This window comes from Polyangium jinanense, from assembly GCF_028435365.1.
The window spans coordinates 438,028-456,390 of record NZ_JAGTJJ010000003.1 but is presented as its reverse complement, the minus strand read 5'-3'; the positions used below and the strand labels follow the sequence as shown (position 1 = coordinate 456,390).

Genomic DNA, 18,363 nt, shown 5'->3' with positions numbered 1-18,363 from the left:
TCATTCCGGCGGCTTCACCTGCGTCTCGCAGCCGAAGAGCACCTCGACCTTCCCGCCCGCGTCGCCCTGGAGCGCGGCACAGGTGTTCTGGCACATCGTGATCTTCGTGGGCGCCCCGGGCACATCGTAATACCAGCCGCCCGTGTTCCCGCAATCGGCCTGGCCCGTGGGCACGTTGTAAATGGTGGTCTTCGTGCCATTGCTGTTCGTGTAGACCACGTTGACCTTCGTCGGGTCGATCGTCGTGCCGTCGGGCGGAACCGGGATCGGGTAATCGCAGGAGATCTTCACCTCCGAGACGACCGCGGTCGCCATGCTGTTGAAGACCGGATCGAAGTTCTGGGTGCAGAGGTCGCCGATCACGCCGCCCGTCTGCTGCACGAGCTCCTTGTAAACCTTGCCCTCGGCCGCCGAGAGCGGCTCGCAGACGGGCGAGACCTTGTTGCAGCAGGGGTTCGCGCAATTCGGACAGGCGAAGAAGCCGCACTCGAGCGGACAGAGGTCGCCCGACGTGAACGAGACGATCGCGTCGAACTTGAAGCCCGAAAACGTCGGATCGAGCGCGATCATCTGATTCTTGAAATTCGTGGCGCTCATGTCCGAGTCGTCGTCCGACACGACGGCGATCGTCTTCACCGCGTTCGGCCGCAACACGTCCTTCCATTGCGGATACGTGTTCAGGATCTGCTGGAACGCGTCCGTGCTGGCGACGGTCTGCACGACGTGCCGGTAGCCCGGGAGTTTCTCGTCCATTCCATTGCAGCTCCCGCTTCCGAGCGGCGCGGGGATGCACATCGTCGCGTCCGCGATCATCACGACGTGCACATCGATCCCGCTCGCCGTGATGAGCTGCGCGAACTTGTTCAGGTTCGCCTGCACCTCGGCGATCTCCTCGTCCATGCTGCCCGACGTGTCGACCGCGATGATGATATCCGCCGGCTGCTTGCCCGCCGTCGCCTCGGACGAGACGCTCGCACACGTATCGGCGTCCGGGAGCCCGCCGCCCGTGCCGCTGCCCGACCCGACGAAAATGTCGCCGCCGCTGCCGCCCGTGCCGGGCCCATTGCCGCCCGACGCGCCCGCGCCGCCTTGCCCCGAAGCGCCGGAAGCGCCCGCGCCATCCGTCGCGCCGCTCCCGCTCCCGCCCGACGCCGAACACGCCCCTACGAGCGCAAGCCCGAGCGACAAACCGCCCACGATCATCCCAAGCCAATTCGTTTTCCGTACTCGCATGGCTCCCTTCCTATCACGAGTCCGGAAATTCGTATAGCAGGCCACGGAATCAAACTTCACCCGAGGTCGATTTTTGCGCTATCGTCCCTGCCCGCGGACTTCATGAGCGACGCACCGGAGAACTTGCGCGAGGGTCGATACGCGGTCGTGCGCCTCCTCGGCGAGGGCGGGCAAGGCGCGACGTTCGAGGCCGTCGACAAGAAGGAAGGCCAGCCCGTCGCGATCAAGCGATTCCGCGTGCGCGGCGCGAAGAGCTGGAAAGAGGTGGAGCTCGCCGAGCGCGAGGCGCGTGTGCTCGCGAACCTGTCGCACCCAGGCCTGCCCCGCTACGTCGAGCACTTCGAAGAGGGCGGCGAGCTCTTCCTCGTCACCCAGAAAATCGAGGGCGAGAGCCTCGCCGCGATGCAGAAGCGCGGCGCGACGCTCGGCGAGGCCGACGTGATCCGCTTGCTCCGCGACGCCTCGGCGATCCTCGACTACCTGCACGGCCGCGCGCCGCCCGTGGTGCACCGCGACATCAAGCCGAGCAACGTGCTCCGGAGGCCCGACGGATCGTTTGCCCTGATCGATTTCGGCGCCGTGCGCGACAAGATGAAGCCCGAAGGCGGCAGCACCGTGGTCGGCACGTTCGGGTTCATGGCGCCCGAGCAGTTCCAGGGCCGCGCGATGCCCGCCTCCGACGTCTACGCGATCGGCGCGACGGCCGTCTCGATGCTCACGGGTATGCAACCCGAGGATTTGCCGCACAAAGGCCTCGCCATCGACGTCGAAGCCGCGCTCGGTCGTTCGGCGCGTCCCGCGCTCGTGGCCGCGCTCGTGGCCATGCTCGAGCCCGACCCGGACAAACGCGCGCACCGGCTCGCGCCGCTCCTCGAAAAGCTCGGCGAGGCGCCGTCGAAGAAGGCGGACAAACACGCGGCGAAGGGCGAGGAGAAGGCCGAGCGCAAAGCGGAGAAGCGAGAGCGAAAAGCCGAGCGAAGAGCCGAGCGCTGGGAACAGCGGCGCGAGCGCTGGGAGCAGCGGCAAGAACGCTGGGCGCGAGAGTATGAGAAGAACGCAGGCTCGGAGCTGATCCCCGGTCCGATCGCGGGCTTTCTGCTGTTCGGGCTCACGGTCGCACAGCTCGCGGTCCTGCTCGGCGTGCGCGTGATCGCGCCGTTCGTGCTGAACATGCTGTCGCTCCTCTTCGGCAAGGCGCTCCGCGAGGCGGCCGTCGCGGTGAACGAGGCGGGCAAGATGGCGCACGGATCGCTCGAACGCGCGAAGGGCATCATCCGCCGTCGCGCGCAGGATCTGAAGAACGAAGGCCCCCGGATCGAGGTGCAAGAGGTGAACGATCCGAGCGGGGAAAAACGGGTTCGCGTCGATGTGAAGGACCAGGCCGACGTATCCGAGGACGAGCGCCTCGCTGAGGAAGAAGCCGCGGAAGCGGAGCGCGAGGGACGCAAAACACGGCGCCGCTGACACCGTCGCGGCCGTTGCCTTCGCGGAGCCACACGCACACACTCCGCTCCTCGTTCGCTACTTCGGGAGGCGGTACGTCATGACGAACCCTCGTTCCTCGGGTGCTCGTGTCTGCGGGTCGTGGAGGCTCTTCCCTGCGCTCGTCGCGCTCGCGGCGATGATCGTCGGCTGCGGGGACGGCGGGAGCGGCGGAGGCGCGGGAGGAACCGGGCAAGGCGGCGGCGGCCTCGGCGGCGCGGGCGGAACAGGTGGAACGGGCGGCGTGGGGCAAGGCGGTTCGACCGCGACGAGCCTCGACGGCCTGCTCGCCGAGCTCCGCGCGGACCTCGAAGGCACGATGGACAAGTACGCCGCGAGCGACGGATGGCCCGTGTGGGTGGAGGGCGGGCATCTGTTCGTCTCGACGAACCCGAGCCTGGATCTCGTCGCGGGTGATCACGACGGCTGGGTGGGCAGCCCGATGAAGATCGACAACGCGGGCTTTCGTTTTCTGCACCTGAAGGACGTCGCGGCGGGCAGCCGCTACAAGTTCACGAACAAGACGATCTGGGAGGCCGACCCGTGGGCGCGCTCGTACACGTACGACGACAACGGGGAAATGAGCCTGGTCGCGCCGAACGTGGCGCACCTCGATCGATTCTTCGGGATCGGCGACGCGCAAATGCCGGAGCGCACGGTGAACGTGTGGGTGCCGGAGGGCACGGCGACGCACGTGCTTTACGTGCACGACGGGCAAAACCTGTTCGATCCGGAGGCGGTGTGGGGCGGCTGGATGCTGCAAAGCAGCGTGCCTGTGGGGATGATGCTCGTGGGAATCGACAACACGGGCATCGGTCGAATGGATGAATATACGCACGTGCCCGACATCATCGATCTCGACGAGGACGGCATGGTCGAGCCCTGGGGCGGCAAGGGCGATGCGTATGCGGATTTCGTGAACGGCACGGTCCGCAAGCTCGTCGCGGATCGCTACGGCGAGCCGCCGAAGGTGGGCACGATGGGCTCGTCGCTCGGCGGGCTCATTTCATTCCACATCGCGGACCGTTTCCCGGACGAATACGAGTACGCGGCGAGCCTCTCGGGCACGATGGGCTGGGGCAAGATGGGCGAGACGTCGAAGAACGAGACGCTGATCGAGCGGTATGCGATGCACGGTCATCGCGCGACGGTGCTTTACCTCGATTCGGGTGGCGGGGATCCGGCGCTCGGCCAGGCCGAAAATGAGGCCAAATGCAAGGACACGGACGGCGACGGGATCGAGGACGACGTGGGGATCGGCGACAACGCCTGCGAGAACGCGCAGATGCGGGATGTGCTGGTTTCGGTGGGTTACACGCTGCAGACGGACGTGTACCACTGGTGGGAAGCTGGGGCGCCGCACAACGAGGCGGCGTGGCGGGCGCGGGTATTTCGACCGATGGATCTGTTCAAGGGGTTGTGAAATGAAGATGCGAACGATGGTTGGAGTGATCGGCGTCGCGTTCGTCGCCGCGATGAGTCTCCCCGGGTGCAGCGACGATCCGCAGGAGACGGAGAACAATGATCAGAAGCCGGCGGATGATTCGAAACACTGCCAGGCGCTTTTCGATCGGGACACGGCGTGCGGCAAGATGCCCGAGCCGAACCAGGTCGAGGAATGCATCGCGCAATGGGTTTGCTACAGGAATCTCTACCGCGCCGAGGCGGTCGCCCCCACCCAGACCTGCTTGGTCGAGCGCGATTGCATGACGTCGACCGATTCTTGTGTCTCGACCGTCGCCCCGACGATGCCCGAAACGGCGTCGACGAAGGCCTTCGACGCGGCCTGCCTCCCGCGGCTCGCGGAGTGCAACATGGAGGGGAACCCGTTTTTGGATGATTACTGCTACGGCTTCGAGCTCGCGCAGGACAGCGTGGTCGACAAATTAACGGCCTGCCTGTCCCAGCCGTGCTCGATGATCTCGGACTGCCTCTCCGGCACGTTCGAAGCCATCCTGGCGCCCTGCGGCGGCAAGTGAACATGCGCCGGGCACCGACCCGGTGATCGTTTCTGCTCCAACGATCCCGTCCTCAGTGTTTGAGTGAAATGTCCGCGAGCTCCATCCGCGCGTCGTTCAGGAACGGGCTGTCGGGGAAGCGGCGGATGAAGGCGCGCAGCGTGGTCTTCGCGTCGTTCCAGGCCTGGATGTCGACGAGGCACTCGCAGAGCAGGAACATCGCGTCGTCGGTGATCTCCTTGTCCGGCGAGGCCTCCGAGAGCTGCATCAGCATCGGGATCGCGTCGCGCTGCCGGTTCAGCTTGCGGTAGGCGCGCGCCAGGTTGAGCCGCGCCGACGGCGTGTGCGCCGCGTTCTCCTTCATGCGGATCGCGTCCTCGAACGCGACGGCCGCCTCGTGCCAGCGGCCCGTGCGCAGGTGATCGAGCCCGAGCTGGTAGCTCTTGATGCCGAGCTCGGCCCGCGCCGTGTCCACCGCGTCCGTGAAGAAGGCGAGCTCGGCCCGCGAGAGCGGCTCCTTCCGGAGCGCCTCGAACCCGTCGATGATCTCCTGCCGCCGGCCCGCTCGTACGAGCTCGTAGAATGCCGCCGCCGCAGACTCCGCCCGCGTCCGGTCGTCCGCGCGCCGCTGCATCTCCTTCACGTCGGACTCGAGCTTTCCGATCTTGTCCTTCGCTTGCTTGGTTTCGGCTTGAACGGAGTCGATGCGCGCATCCCAGGCGAGCTTGACGACGCCGATCACCACCAGAACGAACAGCAGGTTCGCGCTGGCGCTGTTCCAGAAAGCCCGCCGTTCGAAGCCGAGCTGGCGCTTGGAGATCGTCTTGAGGTCGGCCGCTAACGCGTTCGTCAGGTTGTTCGTCTTGATGATGAGCCCGCGAGACTCGACGATCTCACGCTTGATCTCCCGCAACTCGTCGTCGAATTGATCCATGATCTTCGTCGGAAGGGTGGGGTAGTCGCCTCGCCCCTTGTGCGCCACCCCCTTGCCTGTGCTAAGGGGGGCGCCCAAGTCAAGCTACCAGGAAGCGCCCCGCATGGACACGAGCGACATCCGTAAAGGCCTCAAGATGATGCTCGATGGGAGCAAGGACCCCTTCTCCGTCATCGAGTTCCAGTTCGTTAAGCCCGGCAAAGGCCAGGCCTTCACCCGGGTGAAGCTGAAGAACATGGCAAACGGCAACGTGCTGGAGCGGACGTTCAAGTCGGGCGAGAAGCTCGAGCCGGCGAACGTCGAGACGCGCACGTTCCAGTACATCTACCCGGAAGGCTCCGACTACGTGTTCATGGACCAGAACACGGGCGAGCAGATCACCGTCCCCGGCGACAAGGTCGGCGACGACGCCCAGTGGCTGTCCGACGGCATGAACGTCGACGTGACGCTCTTCAACGAGCAGCCGATCGGCGTCGACATTCCGCCGAGCGTCGTCCTGCAGATCACGACCTGCGAGCCGGGCGTGAAGGGCGACACCGCGAGCGGCGCCACCAAGCCCGCCACGCTCTCGACCGGCGCGGTGATCAACGTCCCGCTCTTCGTGAAGGAAGGCGAGTGGGTCAAGGTCGACACGACCGAGGGCAAGTACCTCGAGCGCGTGAACCGCTGAAGTCGTCCCTCCCCGCGCGAGAGTCACGATTTTCGACAGAGCTACCGTGACGTCCTCGTTCGTGCTTTGATCGAACGAGCGACGTGGACCCGTGAGGCGGTAGCTTTGTCGAAAGCGCTTCCCAAGTTCAGCCAGCTTCTCGAAGGCGTGGACTTCTACAAGGAAGACCACAAGGTCGTCTTCACGTCGGTCTACCACCTGAAGCGCGGTTACTGTTGCCACTCGAAGTGCCGGCACTGCCCGTACGGGCTCGGCGTGGCGCAGAAGGTCTCCATCGAAATCCAGGGCCTCGACTGCCTCGTGTGCACGCCCGAAGGCTCTTCGGACACGGGAAAGACCAAACCTTAGGCCCGCGTTTTCCGGGTTTCACCGCACGAACGCGACGCTGCAACGGTTCGTCCCGCAAGGAAAGGCCGGAGCCAACGACATCCGCTTCGCTCCCACGGCGATTTCGGATATAGGGCGAACGAGTGGCGTACGCTCCGGTCGTCTGCCGACCACGCGTTTGCCAGGCCCGCACTCGGGGCCAACCCCAGGTCTCTCGTGACCCGGCGACGTCGGTTGTCGGTGAAGTAGGAGCTTTTCGGATGCGAACGATTGGATTCCTCGTGATGGCGGGCTTCGGCGCCCTGTCGATGTGGGCCTGTACCGTCGAGACGAACCCCGGGGGGAACACCGGCGGGAACGGGGGCGAGGGCGGCGCGGGTCCCACGGCGTCGTCGAGCTCGTCGAGCTCCGTCGCGCAGAGCTCGTCGTCGGGCGGGATGTGCGATCCGACGTTCGACCCGACCTGCACGGGCCTGCTCAACCCGAACGAGTGCGGCACGTGCGCCGAGGCGAACTGCTGTGAGCAGCTCGCCGAGTGCGCCAACAGCGAGTGCGCGTTCGGCTGCTTCGACTGCCTCACGGGCGCGGACCAAGCCGCCTGCGAGGAGATGGACCCGCAGTACTACAACAACCTGATCCAGTGCCTCCAGGGCTCGTGCGAGACGGAGTGCTTCCCGCCGCCGCCGGACTGGACGTGCAACGCGCCCGCCGAGGCGGCCTCGGGCGGGTCCTGCGTCACGCTCGACGCGACGATCAAGTGCAACCCGGTCACGAACGCGCCCTGCAACACGGCCGCGGGCGAGGCGTGCGACATCAACAGCGGCGGCGGCTACCAGTGCTGGCCGGCGCCGAACACCGCCAAGCTCTGCGATGAGTGCGACGCCTCGAATGGTCCGTTCTGCGAGGGCGGCAAGACCTGCAACGGCGACAAGTGCGCGCGCTACTGCTGCACCGACGCGGACTGCGGCGGCGACGGCGCGAAGTGCGACACGTCGGTTGAGTACCCCGGCGGCGTCGGCCTCTGCCTCGGCCAGGTCGGCAGCAGCGGCCAGGGCGGCATGGGCGGCATGGGCGGTGCCGGTGGCGCCGGTGGCGCCGGTGGCACGGGCGGCATGATGGGTACCGGCGGCGCGGGTGGCATGATGGGCACCGGCGGCGCGGGCGGCATGATGGGCACCGGCGGCGCGGGCGGCATGATGGGCACCGGCGGCGCCGGTGGTACCGGCGGCGCGGCCACGGGCGGCACGGGCGGCACGGGCGGCATGCCCTGATTCGCCGGAAAAACCCGAGCTGATCGGTTCATCGGCCTCCGGGCGCCTCGTGCGTTCGGAGGCCGATGCGTTTTTCCAGCAGCACGAACCGCGCTAGGCTGCCCTCGTGATGACATTGCGCGCGGGCGTGCTCGCCTTCGTGCTCGGGCTCGCCTCCGTGGCCTCCGCCGAGCCGGCCGCGCCCGACCCGCGCGCGAAGGCGAAGGCCACGTACGAGCAAGCCGAACGAGCGGCGGCCGAGCTCAGGTTCGGCGAGGCGCTCGCGGGGTACGACGCGGTCCTTTCGCTCGATCCCTCCGCGCCGTTCGCCCGGATGGCCCGCGCGCGCGCCGCCGACCTCCGCGCCCACGCCGAGGGGGACTTCGCGCCCCTCGCGCGCCTCGAAGCCGTACGCCGGACCCCGGCCCCGGACCGCGCCACGATCGAGGCGCTCGAGCGTGACGCCGCGACCTTCCCGCCCGGCCGCGTGCGCGCCGAGGCGCGGCTCATCGTGGCCGAGGCGTTCTGGCATCGGTTCGACGATCCGAGCCGCGCCCGAGCCGCGCTCGGCCAGGCGATCGAGGATCCCTCGGCGGACAAGCTCACGCGCGCGCTCGCGCTGAACGAGGTCGCGGCGCTCGAACGGGAGCGGGGGGATCTCGCGGCGGCCTACCGCGCGGTCTCGCAGTATCCGGAGCTGGTTCCGAGCCTGTACGCCGAGATCGGCCGGCTCGTGCGTCGCGAAAGGATCGCGCGGGTCGCGGCGGGCGTGCTCGGCGCGCTCGGGCTCGTCTTCGCCGTGTCGATCGTGCGGCTCTTCCGGAAGCCGGGCCGTGATCCCGAGGCGATCGTGCGTGCCGTGATCCGCCCCTCGTCCGTGGCGTTCGCGCTCTACCTCGGGGGCGCGGCGGCGATCCTGGTCCGGCATCACGGCGAGGGCGACGTGCGGCCGTTTTTGTGGCTCGGGTTCGGCGTGCTCGGCGTGGACGTCGTGGCACGAGCGTGGCGGCTCGGATCACGCGACGGGCGCGCCGTCGCGCGGGTGGGTCGCGCGATCGTGTGCATGATCGGCGTGCTCGCCGCGGCGTTCCTGTCGCTCGAGGGCGCGAACGCGGGCTACCTGGAGAGTTTTGGGTTGTGAGGGACGAGCGGGACGACGGGAACGAGGCGCGCCGCGATCCGGAAGGCGCGGTGGAGATCGGGCCGGGGCCGATCACGGCGGACGAGATCCTCGCCGTGCGGAGAGGCCCAGGGGCGAACTGCTCGTCGGTGGGGAGCGCGCTCGATCTCTTGTTTCTCTCGGCCGCGGCCGCGGGCGTGGTGATGGCGGGGATCGCGGCGGCGTTCGGGAGCGGCGCGGAGGAGCGCAAGGAGAAGGGACGCGGCGAACGCGATGGAAAGCGCGACGAGGGGGGCGATGCGGGCGCGCGTTGAACCCTTCGGCGCGTGGGTGCGGCTCGACGACGGCACGCTCGTGGCGATCGGTCGCGGCGCGGCGGAGCGGCTCGGGCTCGCGGGCGGCGTGGTCTGGCAGGACGCGGAGACGACACGCCGGGCGAGGCCCCTCGAAGCGCACGTCGCGGTGACGTCGCGGTGCGGGGCCGGGTGCAAAGGGTGTTACCTCGACGCGCGGCCCGACGGCGAGAGCCCGCCGTTCGAGGTGATCACGGCGCGGCTCTCGGCGCTCGCGGCGGCGGGCGTGTTCACGGTGGCGTTCGGGGGCGGCGAACCGCTCGCGCGTCCCGATCTCGGCGAGCTCGGCCGCGCGGCGCGGCGTTTCGGGCTCGTGCCGGTGCTGACCACGAGTGGCATCGGCATGACGAGCGAGCGCGCGCAGGAGCTCGAAAGCTTCGCGCAGGTGAACGTGAGCTACGACGGCGAGGGCGCGGCGTACGGCGAGGTGCGCGGCTGGGAAGGCGCGCGGGTCGCGGAGCGGGCGATGCGGCTGCTCGCGGAGGCGGGCGTGCCGTTCGGGATCAACGTGGTGCTGACGCGAAAGACGTTCGACGCGCTCCCCGAGACGGCGAGACGGGCCGCGTCGCTCGGCGCGCGCGAGCTTCAGCTCCTCCGGTACAAACCCGCCGGACGCGCGGCGGACGTCTCGTACCTCGCGACGCGGCTCTCGCCCGCGCAGGTGGATGCCCTCGGACCCACGCTCGAAGCGCTCTTCGCCGCGACGAACCTCCCGATCCGCGTCGACTGCTCGCTCGTACCGCTCCTCTCGGGCCACGTCCGCGACGCGGCGGCGCTCGAGCGGTTCGGCGTGCTCGGCTGCGAGGCGGGGCGTTACCTCGCGGCCGTGCGGATCGACGGCGCCCTCGCGCCGTGCAGCTTCGCGCCGGCCGCGGACGCCCAGGCCGAGGACGCGTGGCAAGGCGGCGCGGGCGCGGCCTGGGCGACGGACGCGACGCTCGAAGCCTGGCGCGCGCCACACGACGCCGAGCCTTGCCGTTCCTGCGAGATCCGCTCGGTGTGCCGGGGCGGATGCCGCGTCGTCGCGACGCACCTCGGCGGCGCGCTCGGCCCCGATCCCGAGTGCCCGCGCGTCCGCGCGCACCACGCGCGAGAGCAAAACCCAAACGTGAAGGAGCCGCGTGCCGACGGCGCCTAGGCGACTCCTGGTCGCGCTCGCGTTTGGCTTCGCGGGGGCGGCGCTCGCCTATGTCGCGCTTCGCCTGATCGAGTCCGTGTGGTTCCCCGAGCCCGACCCGGCGATCGTCATCTGGTCGGATCGCAGCCGCTTCGTGTGGCGCGCGCTCCTCGCGGCGTATGCCGGCGGCGCTGCGATCTTCGGCGGCCACGCGCTCGCGACACGATCGATCGAGGCTGCCGCCGTCTGGCTCGGCCGCGTCTCCGTCGCCGCCGCGCTCGCGCTTGCCCTTCAAGGAGCACTCGTCCCGTGACGCACGAGCTCCTCCGCCGCGTCGCGCTCGTCCATGGCGTCCTCGCCTGGATCTCGGCCGTCGCCCTCGTCGCGCTCGCCGTCATCCTCGTACGCCTCCGCAACGATGCGCGCATCTCCCGCTGGATCCACCTCGCGTCCGCGGCGACGACCTCCCTCGCCGTGGCCACGTTCGCGACGGGCGTCTGGCTCGACCTCCCCTACCGCACCCATCTCCGCCAGCGCCTTTTCCTCGCCTCTCGCTCGCTCGGCTGGCTCTTCGAGCGCAAGCTGCACCTCTCCTTCGGCGCGCTCGTCTTCGCCGGCCTCGCGCTCGCGGCCCTCTTCGCTGCCGGCGCAGACGGCCACGACGCACCCTCGCGCGCCCTGCGCCGCGCCTCGCGCACGGGCTACGTGGCCTCGGCTTTTTTCGCGCTCGCAGCGTGCGTCATCGGCACCCTCGTGGCCACGCGCGCCCGGTTCTGATCAGTTGAGCTTCAACAAACTGAGCAGGATCTCGAACACGATGAGCGCCACGATCGAGCCTTCGAGGAACAGCATCCGCCGCGTCTGGCTGAACTCGATCAGCGTCCCGAGCGTCTCGCGGATCGTCGACAGCTTGATCTCCAGCGCCTTGTGCCGCTCCTGGATCTCGAGGTTGTTCCGCAGCTTGTCGTGCAGCCGATCGGCGGCCTCGTTCTCCCAGGTGAGGTCGGGTTTGTCGAGGAGCGAGATCGCCGTGATGATCTCGACCTGCGACGCCATCGCCGTGCCCACGAACCGCACGAAGTCCCGCGTCCTGCCGAGCGTTCGGCCTTCCCGCGCGACCTCGCCGGCCACCGCGCCCACGCGATCCAGGATCGCCTGCACGTCCTCGTCGTAGTAGTCGATGGCCACGGACTGCGCGATCACGGTAGCGATGACGTCGAGCGTGATCGGGTCGACGTCGGGCACGACGACCCGATCGAAGCGGACCTCGACGGCCGCGCTGGGGCGCACCTCGATGAGGAAGCTCTCGCGCAGCGGCGGATGTGGCTCCTGCGGCAGCTTCTTGTTGAAGGTCTCGACGATACGCTCGCGCTCGGCGTCGGGAACGTTCACGAACACGATCGCGCCGAAGTCGAAGAGGTAGGCGAGCCGGTCGCCGTCGAGCGACACGACGAGCTGCGTCTTCGTCGAGCGGATGCCGCAATCGGGCGGCAACCAGGCCTCGACCTCACGCAGGTTGAAGCGCGACGCGTACGAGTAGGCTTCGACCGGATAGATGCGGGACATGGCGATTTCGGGCCCGCGCCGCGCGCGCCCGCCTGCCTCAGTGTCCCCGCCTCGACGCTCCCGCGCAACGTGCCGTCGAGACACGTCCGAGGCGCTCCGCCGTTTTCAGAAGCTCGCCTGAAAGACCGGGATTTTCACCTCGCGCGCCTGCGCGATCCCGAACTTCGCGATCTCCTCGGGCGTGTACACCGGGCGGATCTCCACCGCGGGCACGCCGAGCGCGAGTCGCCCTTCGTGCATGTCCACGAACGACATCGGCACATGCATCGGCCGCTTGCTCGTCCTCGGCAGCGCTGGCTCTCCCGCGGGCTGGTTCTGCACCGGCTCGTTCGGGTAGTTCTCCGGCGCTTTGTAGAGCGTGGCGTTCAGCGTCACGATGATCGTCGGGATCACGAGCGCCATTCCGCCGGCAAGCATGTAAAGCGGCACCTCGGCTGGTGGGGCTGCCTGCTCGATGAAGTATCCGCCGATCCCGCCGCCCACCGCGGCGAGCGGGGGAAACACGAGGTACGGCCAGCCCTTGCTCACGCCGACGGCACCCATGGTGATCGCGACGATCTCGCCGCCGAGCAAGGCGCCGCCCACGATCCCCTTCCCGGTCCCGACGACCGGCTCGGCTCGGGCTTCGCTCGGCTGCCCCGTGAGCGTCGCGACGCCCAGCGCCGCCGCGCAGGCCCACGCACCGATTCTGGTCCGACCGTGGGACAGAGGCCCCACACCCATTCGTGCCGTTCGACCCAAAGCCATGCTCTCCCGCGCCCGTCCGCCGGAGGCCGGGCAGCTAGCTCATCCGGTGCGCGAGCCTAGCATGGTATTCGAAATACTCGTGCGCTCGTCACCGAGGGGTACGCCTCGCGTCCCCCTCTCGGCCAGGCAGAGCCCGGCCGATTCACCCCCCGAGGGAAGATCGCTTCGCGATCTTCCGAGCATCGCTCGATGCTCTCGTTAGTTGAGCAGCTTTCGCGACAGCTGGCGCACGGCCTCCCGCGCTGCCCTGTGCATCGCGCGCTCGACCTGCTTCGACGTCGCGTCCCCTCGCACGACGATCGCGCAGGAATCGCCCTCCATCTCGAACCTTGCGGCTGGCTCAGCCGAGGACGCCTCCCCAGCCGCGCGGATCGGGACCTCGACCTTGAGCGAGCCCACCTGGAGCTCGACGTATCCCATCAGAGCTTTGTCCATGAGCGACTGCATGGCCGGAACGTGCGTCCATGCCCCGCGCTTGGCAAGGTCGCGTCCGCGCCCCGAGCGAGAGTCCGGTCCAGCGCGTCGGCGCGCGAGGCCTCGAAACCCTCGCCCCTCGCGTGCTCGATCCGGCGCGTGATCCTTCGCCGAAGCCGCTTCCTTGCCCGCGTTTTCTCCTCGTTCCTCCGTCCGTCCTCGTCGCGACGTGCGGCCCGGGCCGCGGAAACTTGACGTGCCTCGCGAAGCCATCCAAGGTCGCGCGCTGATGCAAGCCCTCACGTTCTCAGGCACGTTTACCGCGCTCGTCACGCCGTTCACCGCCGATGGCGACGCCGTCGATCTCGCCGCGCTCGACGCGCTCGTGGAGGCGCAGATCGAGGGAGGCGTCTCGGGTCTCGTGCCTTGTGGCACCACGGGGGAATCGCCCACGCTCTCGGACGAGGAGCAGGTCCTCGTGATCAAGCGTGTCGTCGAGGTCGCGAAGGGACGCGTGCCCGTCGTGGCCGGGACGGGATCGTTCTCCACGAAGAAGACGATCAGCGCGTCGAAGGCGGCCCTCGCCGCGGGCGCCGATGCCGTGATGATCGTGATGCCGTACTACAACAAGCCCTCGCAGGACGGCATGCGCGAGCACGTGCTCGCGGTCGCGCGCGCGGTCTCCTCCCCCGTCGTGCTCTACAACATCCCGGGCCGGTGCGTGGTCGACCTCTCGGCGGAGACGACGGCGCAGATCTGCGAACGCGCGCCGAACGTGGTCGCGCTGAAGGACGCGACGGGCAACGTGCTCCGCTGCCAGGAGCTCAAGCGCAAGCTCGGCGACAGGCTCACGGTGCTCTCGGGCGACGACGCGCTCACGCTGGCCTTCGGCGCCGTCGGCGCGAGCGGGGTCATCAGCGTGAGCTCGAACGTGAGGCCGCGTGAGGTCAGCGAAGTGACCCGCGCGCTTCTGGCGAACGATTTCGTGCGCGCGCAGGTCTGCCATTTCGCGCTCGTCGAGCTCCACAATGCGATGTTCATCGAGCCGAACCCGGCGCCGGCGAAGGCGGCGCTCGCGGCGATGGGGCGCATGACGCCCGCGGTAAGGCAGCCGCTCCTGCCGGCGAGCGAGGCGACGCAGCGCAAAGTGGCCGAGGCGCTCGCGCACCTCGACGCGCACTTCCCGAAGGCCGCGTCGTGAAGCTCGCGATTGCGGGCGCCACGGGGCGCATGGGGCAAAGCATCGTACGCCTCGCCGCGCAGGAGGGTTTTTCCATCGTCGGTGCCATTGCCTCGCCGCAATCGCCCCACCTCGGGCGCGACATCGGCGAGGTGGCCGGCGCGGGAACCCTCGGCGTGGCGCTCAGCGCCGACGTCGCGGCGGGGCTCCTCGGCGCGGATGTGGTGATTGATTTTTCCCGCCCCGAGGCCCTGAACCGCGTGCTCACGGCCGCGCGACGACAAAAGATTGCGGTCGTGAGCGGCACGACGCGGCTCGACGCGGACACCGAAAAGAAGCTCGACGAGGTGTCCACGACGATCCCCGTGCTCTGGGCCCCGAATACGAGCCTCGGCGTGCAGGTACTCGCCGAGATCGTGGCGGAGGCGGTACGCCGGCTCGGGCCGGGGTTCGATGTGGAGATTGTCGAAACGCACCACAAGGCGAAAGTGGATTCGCCGAGCGGGACGGCGACGCGGCTCGCGGACGCGGTGCGTGACGCCCGAAAAGGATTGCGAACCGTGACCGGGCGCGAGGGCAACGTGGGGCCACGCGCGGCGGACGAGATCGGCATCTTCGCGGTGCGGGGCGGCGACGTGATCGGGGATCACACGGTGCACATCCTCGGCCCTGGGGAGCGGCTCGAATTGACGCATCGGGCGACGAACCGGGACCTGTTTGCCCGAGGAGCGCTACGCGCGGCGCGGTATCTGTTCGGAAAGCCGGCGGGGCGGTATTCGATGGCGGACGTGCTCGGCTGATCATTCCCTCGCGCGGAGCATCCGCATCACGAACACGGTCAGGTCGTCGAGCAGGGCCCTGCGGGAAAAACCCTCCGGTGGTTCGAGCAGCATCGCGAGGTACGCCCCGCGGAGCATGTTCGTCAGCAGGAAAAAGGCCGAAGGGAGATCGTCGAGCGCGATCTCCTCGCGCCGATGGCTCCCCCCTCGGGCCGCGATGGCGACGAGGCGCGCCGGAAACTCCGAAGCGATCGGAAGCCGACCCACGAACGGCACGCTCTTCAGCAGCACGGCCACGAGGGCCCGGCGTGATTCGAGCTCCGCGAACATGGCCTCGAGCCAGATCCGCATCGCCGCTTCGAGCGGCATGTCGTGGAGCGAGGCCATGCTCGCCTCCAGCGCCGCGAGCACCCGACGCGCTTCGCGTTCGACGAGGACGGCGACCAGCGTCTCGCGGTCGGGGAAATACTCGTAGAGCGTCCCGATGCTCGCGCCGGCGCGCTGCGCGACCGCGTTCGTCGTCAGCTCCTCGTAGCCGTGGTCTTCGAGAATCCGAGCGGTCGCATCGAGGAGCGCGTCGAACGTGGCCCGTGACCGCCCCTGCCGGGGCCACTTCCGAGGCTGTGGATCAAAGGCTTTCGAGGTCATTCGCGCGCGCCGCGGATGCGTGATCGTAGAATCCGAGCGGATCCGAATGATTGCTCGGATCATGATCTTCGGCAACCACGAGCTGGAGACGATCCGCATGACGACCGCCCTCGCGAGCGCCCGCGACGTACCGACCCGATTCCAGGACCCTCGCGTGAAGGAGAGCCTGCGCTTCGCGCTCTTCCGCAAAGCGTTCCGGCTCCCGCCGCCGAGCGAGGAGCACATCGCGCGCTTCCGGGACACCCTGCTCGACGGCGATCCCCTCGCGGACGACGTGGTTCGGTTCTTCGCCACGCTCCCGCGTGGCGAGGGTCATCGGCTGCTTTCGCGCGCCGTCGATCACGGCATCGACAGCATCCCGGAAGCGCCCGCGCCGCTCGTCGCCCTCTTCGCCGAGCTCGACGTCAGGCCGGAATGGGTCGACGACGACAAGCTCGCGCTCGCGGCGCGCACGGCGGATCGCGTGGGCACGAGCGGCGAGCGGGTGCTGAGCTGCGTCTGCCTGACCGGCGGCTATCGCTCGTCGGCCGCGAACAAGCCAATCGCGCTCACGGGTGCCCTGGAATCGATGGCGTACCGGCGGCTCGCCGAAACCTCGAAGTTCGTCTTCGACCTGTACGATTCACGAACACTCGCGCGCGACTCGGCCGGGTTTCGTGGCGTGGTTCTGGTCCGTCTCATGCACGCCATGGTCCGCGTGCGGCTCGCGGACGATCCGCGCTGGCGCATGGAGGCGTGGGGCCTGCCGATCAACCAGGCCGACCTGCTCGCCACGAACCTCCTCTTTTCGGCGGTGTTCGTCATTGGCCTCCGCGCATTGGGGCACATCATCACGCGGCGCGAGGCCGACGCGCTCGTGCACTTCTGGCGTTACGTCGGGTATCTCATGGGCATACGCCTCGACATGCTCCCGCGCGATTTCGAGGAGGCGTGCAAGCTCGTTTACCTGTCGGGCAGCACGCAACCCCCGGGGGACGAGGACAGCCGAAAGCTCGCCGCCGCGCTGCTCGCCGTGCCGGTGACCCCGGACCTGCCGCGTCCCCTCGTCTACCTCGACGCGCAATGGCGCGCGGGATTCTCGCGCCTGGTGCTCGGCAACGACGAGGGAGACGAGCTCGGATTGCCGAACAATCTGTGGAAATTCTTGGTCTTCGTGAGCGCGGCCTGGAACTTTGCGACCGAGCTCGTCCGACTGCTGCCCGGGGGCGAGGCGCTCCTCATCCGCATCCGCCGAGCCAAGGTCCGGCGCAACGTCGAGCGCGCGCTCGAAGGCAAGCCCCCCGCATATCGACCTTACCCGCCTCGAAGCGAGGCGTAGACAGCCGACGACGGGTTTGGCACGCCAGCATGGGACATTGTGCGTCATCCCGGGAACGAGACTGCCTTGACGCCAAGGGGGGATTCCATATCCTCCCCCAAAACGACGCGACGAAGGAGTCTCGCATGAACGATGTTCGAATGGTCGCTGCCTGCCTCACGGCCTTCCTCCTCGCCGGCTGCGGCGCCGATGGCGCAAAGGAGCAAACGCAGGAGGAGGACCTCGCCGAGTTCGAGTCGATGCGCGAAGAGCTCGAGTCGAAACGTGCGGTCTTCATCGAGACGCCGGCGCAGGACTTCCTCGCCACCGGCAATACCCTCTACTGGGTCGAGGTGGGGAGCGGAAACCCGCTCCTCCGCAGCTTCGACGATGGCAAGAAGCAGCGCACCGATTACACGTTCAAGGTCTACCTCACGGGCGCCTCGAATCCGAACCCGGTGGACAACATCAATTTCGCTGCGTCGAGCACCATGGTCGCCTCGATGAACGTGCTCGACGGCGCGAACACCTACGCGGCCGGGACGCCCGAAATGTCGCGCGGAAAGCTCGTGCTGCCCGCCCCGCCCTTCGGCCAGAAATGGTGGGCCTACTCGGTCACGGGCGACGATCTCTACGTCACCGTGATCAACGGCGACACCGGCAAGTTCGTCCTTCAAAAGTGGACGCCCGGTCAGGCGAACCCCACGGACGTGCTCGTGCTCGACGATCTCATCGCGCCCAACGTGATGGGCGAATTCACCAATTTCGCCGTCAACGGCACGACGCTCATGTTCGCAGAGGGTGGCCGCCTCTGGCTCGCGGAGCTCACCGATACCAAGGCGAAATGGGTGCAGAACGACAAGCGCGCCGGCGGCGCGGATTTTTATCCTGGCGGGGCCGTCTACTCGCAGGACCGCGAATTCTTCCGCTACGACAAGGCCACGGATACGCGCGAGAACATCACGGAGAAGATCAAGGCCAGCTACTCGATGAACAAGACGTTCACCGAGGCGCATCATCCGGGCCACGACATGACGTGGTGCAAATTCAAGAACAAGATCGTCTACGAGGGCAACTTCGGGATCTTCGCCTACGACCTCGAAAGCGAGACAGTGACGCCGCTCTTGCTCGACGCGCGCGACAACAGCGTCGTCTACAAGTACCCCGTGGCGGTCGGCACCGGGACGCTCTTCGTCAAAGGGCTGGAGAGCCAGAGCGGAGCGACCGGCGCGGACGGCCCGATGTTCTCGCTCGCGGCGGCGAATCTGCTCTGAGGAACGTCGCATTT

At 68.3% G+C, this 18,363-nt stretch carries 22 protein-coding genes; 16 read left to right on the top strand and 6 right to left on the bottom strand.

What is annotated here, in order from left to right:
- A complete protein-coding gene (locus KEG57_RS11040) occupies positions 1-1,233 on the bottom strand; it encodes a vWA domain-containing protein (protein ID WP_272419685.1) in 1,233 nt (410 codons plus the stop codon).
- A 102-nt stretch (positions 1,234-1,335) separates the two neighbouring features.
- On the opposite strand from KEG57_RS11040, the gene KEG57_RS11035 reads away from it, so the two are divergent.
- The 3 genes from KEG57_RS11035 (at position 1,336) to KEG57_RS11025 (ending at position 4,694) form a co-directional block, all read left to right on the top strand.
- Positions 1,336-2,697 carry a serine/threonine protein kinase gene (locus KEG57_RS11035; RefSeq protein ID WP_272419684.1) on the top strand — a complete coding sequence of 454 codons (1,362 nt, stop codon included), beginning with the start codon at positions 1,336-1,338 and terminating at the stop codon, positions 2,695-2,697.
- Between the two features lie 79 nt (positions 2,698-2,776).
- On the top strand, positions 2,777-4,138 hold the full coding sequence (locus KEG57_RS11030; protein WP_272458436.1) for an alpha/beta hydrolase: 1,362 nt from the start codon (positions 2,777-2,779) through the stop codon (positions 4,136-4,138).
- Position 4,139: 1 nt separating this feature from the next.
- Positions 4,140-4,694 carry a hypothetical protein gene (locus tag KEG57_RS11025; RefSeq protein WP_272419682.1) on the top strand — a complete coding sequence of 185 codons (555 nt, stop codon included), beginning with the start codon at positions 4,140-4,142 and terminating at the stop codon, positions 4,692-4,694.
- Between the two features lie 52 nt (positions 4,695-4,746).
- Here the strand turns inward: KEG57_RS11025 and KEG57_RS11020 are convergent, their stop codons facing one another.
- A complete protein-coding gene (locus KEG57_RS11020; RefSeq protein WP_272419681.1) occupies positions 4,747-5,607 on the bottom strand; it encodes a tetratricopeptide repeat protein in 861 nt (286 codons plus the stop codon).
- Positions 5,608-5,710: 103 nt separating this feature from the next.
- On the opposite strand from KEG57_RS11020, the gene efp reads away from it, so the two are divergent.
- The 8 genes from efp to KEG57_RS10980 all read left to right on the top strand — a co-directional run bounded on the left by efp (position 5,711) and on the right by KEG57_RS10980 (position 11,221).
- On the top strand, positions 5,711-6,277 hold the full coding sequence (gene efp, locus KEG57_RS11015) for an elongation factor P (RefSeq protein WP_272419680.1): 567 nt from the start codon (positions 5,711-5,713) through the stop codon (positions 6,275-6,277).
- 105 nt (positions 6,278-6,382) lie between these two features.
- Positions 6,383-6,625, top strand: a complete 243-nt coding sequence (locus tag KEG57_RS11010) for a DUF5522 domain-containing protein (protein WP_272419679.1) — start codon at positions 6,383-6,385, stop codon at positions 6,623-6,625.
- A gap of 239 nt (positions 6,626-6,864) precedes the next feature.
- Positions 6,865-7,875, top strand: a complete 1,011-nt coding sequence (locus KEG57_RS11005) for a hypothetical protein (RefSeq protein WP_272419678.1) — start codon at positions 6,865-6,867, stop codon at positions 7,873-7,875.
- 106 nt (positions 7,876-7,981) lie between these two features.
- On the top strand, positions 7,982-8,995 hold the full coding sequence (locus KEG57_RS11000; RefSeq protein ID WP_272419677.1) for a hypothetical protein: 1,014 nt from the start codon (positions 7,982-7,984) through the stop codon (positions 8,993-8,995).
- A complete protein-coding gene (locus KEG57_RS10995; protein ID WP_272419676.1) occupies positions 8,992-9,288 on the top strand; it encodes a hypothetical protein in 297 nt (98 codons plus the stop codon). Before KEG57_RS11000 ends, KEG57_RS10995 begins: the two co-directional genes overlap by 4 nt.
- Positions 9,272-10,465, top strand: a complete 1,194-nt coding sequence (locus KEG57_RS10990; RefSeq protein ID WP_272419674.1) for a radical SAM/SPASM domain-containing protein — start codon at positions 9,272-9,274, stop codon at positions 10,463-10,465. The genes KEG57_RS10995 and KEG57_RS10990 overlap by 17 nt, the downstream gene beginning before the upstream one ends.
- Positions 10,449-10,757, top strand: coding sequence for a hypothetical protein (locus tag KEG57_RS10985; protein ID WP_272419673.1), 309 nt, complete (start codon positions 10,449-10,451; stop codon positions 10,755-10,757). The genes KEG57_RS10990 and KEG57_RS10985 overlap by 17 nt, the downstream gene beginning before the upstream one ends.
- On the top strand, positions 10,754-11,221 hold the full coding sequence (locus tag KEG57_RS10980; protein WP_272419672.1) for a hypothetical protein: 468 nt from the start codon (positions 10,754-10,756) through the stop codon (positions 11,219-11,221). The genes KEG57_RS10985 and KEG57_RS10980 overlap by 4 nt, the downstream gene beginning before the upstream one ends.
- Here KEG57_RS10980 and KEG57_RS10975 read toward each other — a convergent pair whose 3' ends face one another.
- From KEG57_RS10975 to KEG57_RS10965, 3 genes are all read right to left on the bottom strand, one after another.
- A complete protein-coding gene (locus tag KEG57_RS10975) occupies positions 11,222-12,010 on the bottom strand; it encodes an RMD1 family protein (RefSeq protein ID WP_272419671.1) in 789 nt (262 codons plus the stop codon).
- Between the two features lie 105 nt (positions 12,011-12,115).
- Positions 12,116-12,733 (bottom strand): hypothetical protein, encoded by a 618-nt coding sequence (locus KEG57_RS10970; protein ID WP_272419669.1) that lies wholly within the window; start codon positions 12,731-12,733, stop codon positions 12,116-12,118.
- Between the two features lie 222 nt (positions 12,734-12,955).
- Positions 12,956-13,192 carry a hypothetical protein gene (locus tag KEG57_RS10965; protein WP_272419667.1) on the bottom strand — a complete coding sequence of 79 codons (237 nt, stop codon included), beginning with the start codon at positions 13,190-13,192 and terminating at the stop codon, positions 12,956-12,958.
- 29 nt (positions 13,193-13,221) lie between these two features.
- On the opposite strand from KEG57_RS10965, the gene KEG57_RS10960 reads away from it, so the two are divergent.
- Genes KEG57_RS10960 through dapB form a run of 3 tightly spaced genes read left to right on the top strand, consistent with a single transcriptional unit; the run spans position 13,222 to position 15,151 of the window.
- Positions 13,222-13,461, top strand: a complete 240-nt coding sequence (locus tag KEG57_RS10960; protein ID WP_272419666.1) for a hypothetical protein — start codon at positions 13,222-13,224, stop codon at positions 13,459-13,461.
- Entirely contained in the window at positions 13,461-14,372 is a 912-nt protein-coding gene (dapA, locus tag KEG57_RS10955; RefSeq protein ID WP_272458435.1) for a 4-hydroxy-tetrahydrodipicolinate synthase, read from the top strand. The genes KEG57_RS10960 and dapA overlap by 1 nt, the downstream gene beginning before the upstream one ends.
- On the top strand, positions 14,369-15,151 hold the full coding sequence (gene dapB / locus KEG57_RS10950; protein WP_272419663.1) for a 4-hydroxy-tetrahydrodipicolinate reductase: 783 nt from the start codon (positions 14,369-14,371) through the stop codon (positions 15,149-15,151). Before dapA ends, dapB begins: the two co-directional genes overlap by 4 nt.
- On the opposite strand, the gene KEG57_RS10945 is transcribed toward dapB, so the two are convergent.
- Complete coding sequence (locus KEG57_RS10945; protein WP_272419662.1) at positions 15,152-15,778, bottom strand: TetR/AcrR family transcriptional regulator; 627 nt, start codon at positions 15,776-15,778, stop codon at positions 15,152-15,154.
- 46 nt (positions 15,779-15,824) lie between these two features.
- Between KEG57_RS10945 and KEG57_RS10940 the strand changes: the two genes are divergently transcribed.
- Together KEG57_RS10940 and KEG57_RS10935 are read left to right on the top strand one after the other, a co-directional pair.
- Entirely contained in the window at positions 15,825-17,096 is a 1,272-nt protein-coding gene (locus KEG57_RS10940) for an oxygenase MpaB family protein (RefSeq protein ID WP_272419660.1), read from the top strand.
- A 125-nt stretch (positions 17,097-17,221) separates the two neighbouring features.
- Complete coding sequence (locus KEG57_RS10935; protein ID WP_272419659.1) at positions 17,222-18,349, top strand: hypothetical protein; 1,128 nt, start codon at positions 17,222-17,224, stop codon at positions 18,347-18,349.
- The last annotated feature ends 14 nt before the right edge of the window (positions 18,350-18,363 follow it).

What these genes read in the sequence shown, in the direction of transcription:
- KEG57_RS10970 (WP_272419669.1), bottom strand. Translation starts at nt 12,733, where the DNA reads ATGGGTGTGGGGCCTCTGTCCCACGGTCGGACCAGAATCGGTGCGTGG.
- KEG57_RS10945 (WP_272419662.1), bottom strand. Translation starts at nt 15,778, where the DNA reads ATGACCTCGAAAGCCTTTGATCCACAGCCTCGGAAGTGGCCCCGGCAG.
- KEG57_RS11005 (WP_272419678.1), top strand. Translation starts at nt 6,865, where the DNA reads ATGCGAACGATTGGATTCCTCGTGATGGCGGGCTTCGGCGCCCTGTCG.
- dapA (WP_272458435.1), top strand. Translation starts at nt 13,461, where the DNA reads ATGCAAGCCCTCACGTTCTCAGGCACGTTTACCGCGCTCGTCACGCCG.
- KEG57_RS11035 (WP_272419684.1), top strand. Translation starts at nt 1,336, where the DNA reads ATGAGCGACGCACCGGAGAACTTGCGCGAGGGTCGATACGCGGTCGTG.
- KEG57_RS10965 (WP_272419667.1), bottom strand. Translation starts at nt 13,192, where the DNA reads ATGGACAAAGCTCTGATGGGATACGTCGAGCTCCAGGTGGGCTCGCTC.
- KEG57_RS11030 (WP_272458436.1), top strand. Translation starts at nt 2,777, where the DNA reads ATGACGAACCCTCGTTCCTCGGGTGCTCGTGTCTGCGGGTCGTGGAGG.
- KEG57_RS10975 (WP_272419671.1), bottom strand. Translation starts at nt 12,010, where the DNA reads ATGTCCCGCATCTATCCGGTCGAAGCCTACTCGTACGCGTCGCGCTTC.
- KEG57_RS10990 (WP_272419674.1), top strand. Translation starts at nt 9,272, where the DNA reads ATGCGGGCGCGCGTTGAACCCTTCGGCGCGTGGGTGCGGCTCGACGAC.
- KEG57_RS11040 (WP_272419685.1), bottom strand. Translation starts at nt 1,233, where the DNA reads ATGCGAGTACGGAAAACGAATTGGCTTGGGATGATCGTGGGCGGTTTG.
- efp (WP_272419680.1), top strand. Translation starts at nt 5,711, where the DNA reads ATGGACACGAGCGACATCCGTAAAGGCCTCAAGATGATGCTCGATGGG.
- KEG57_RS10960 (WP_272419666.1), top strand. Translation starts at nt 13,222, where the DNA reads ATGCCCCGCGCTTGGCAAGGTCGCGTCCGCGCCCCGAGCGAGAGTCCG.
- KEG57_RS11025 (WP_272419682.1), top strand. Translation starts at nt 4,140, where the DNA reads ATGAAGATGCGAACGATGGTTGGAGTGATCGGCGTCGCGTTCGTCGCC.
- KEG57_RS10940 (WP_272419660.1), top strand. Translation starts at nt 15,825, where the DNA reads ATGATTGCTCGGATCATGATCTTCGGCAACCACGAGCTGGAGACGATC.
- KEG57_RS11020 (WP_272419681.1), bottom strand. Translation starts at nt 5,607, where the DNA reads ATGGATCAATTCGACGACGAGTTGCGGGAGATCAAGCGTGAGATCGTC.
- KEG57_RS10935 (WP_272419659.1), top strand. Translation starts at nt 17,222, where the DNA reads ATGAACGATGTTCGAATGGTCGCTGCCTGCCTCACGGCCTTCCTCCTC.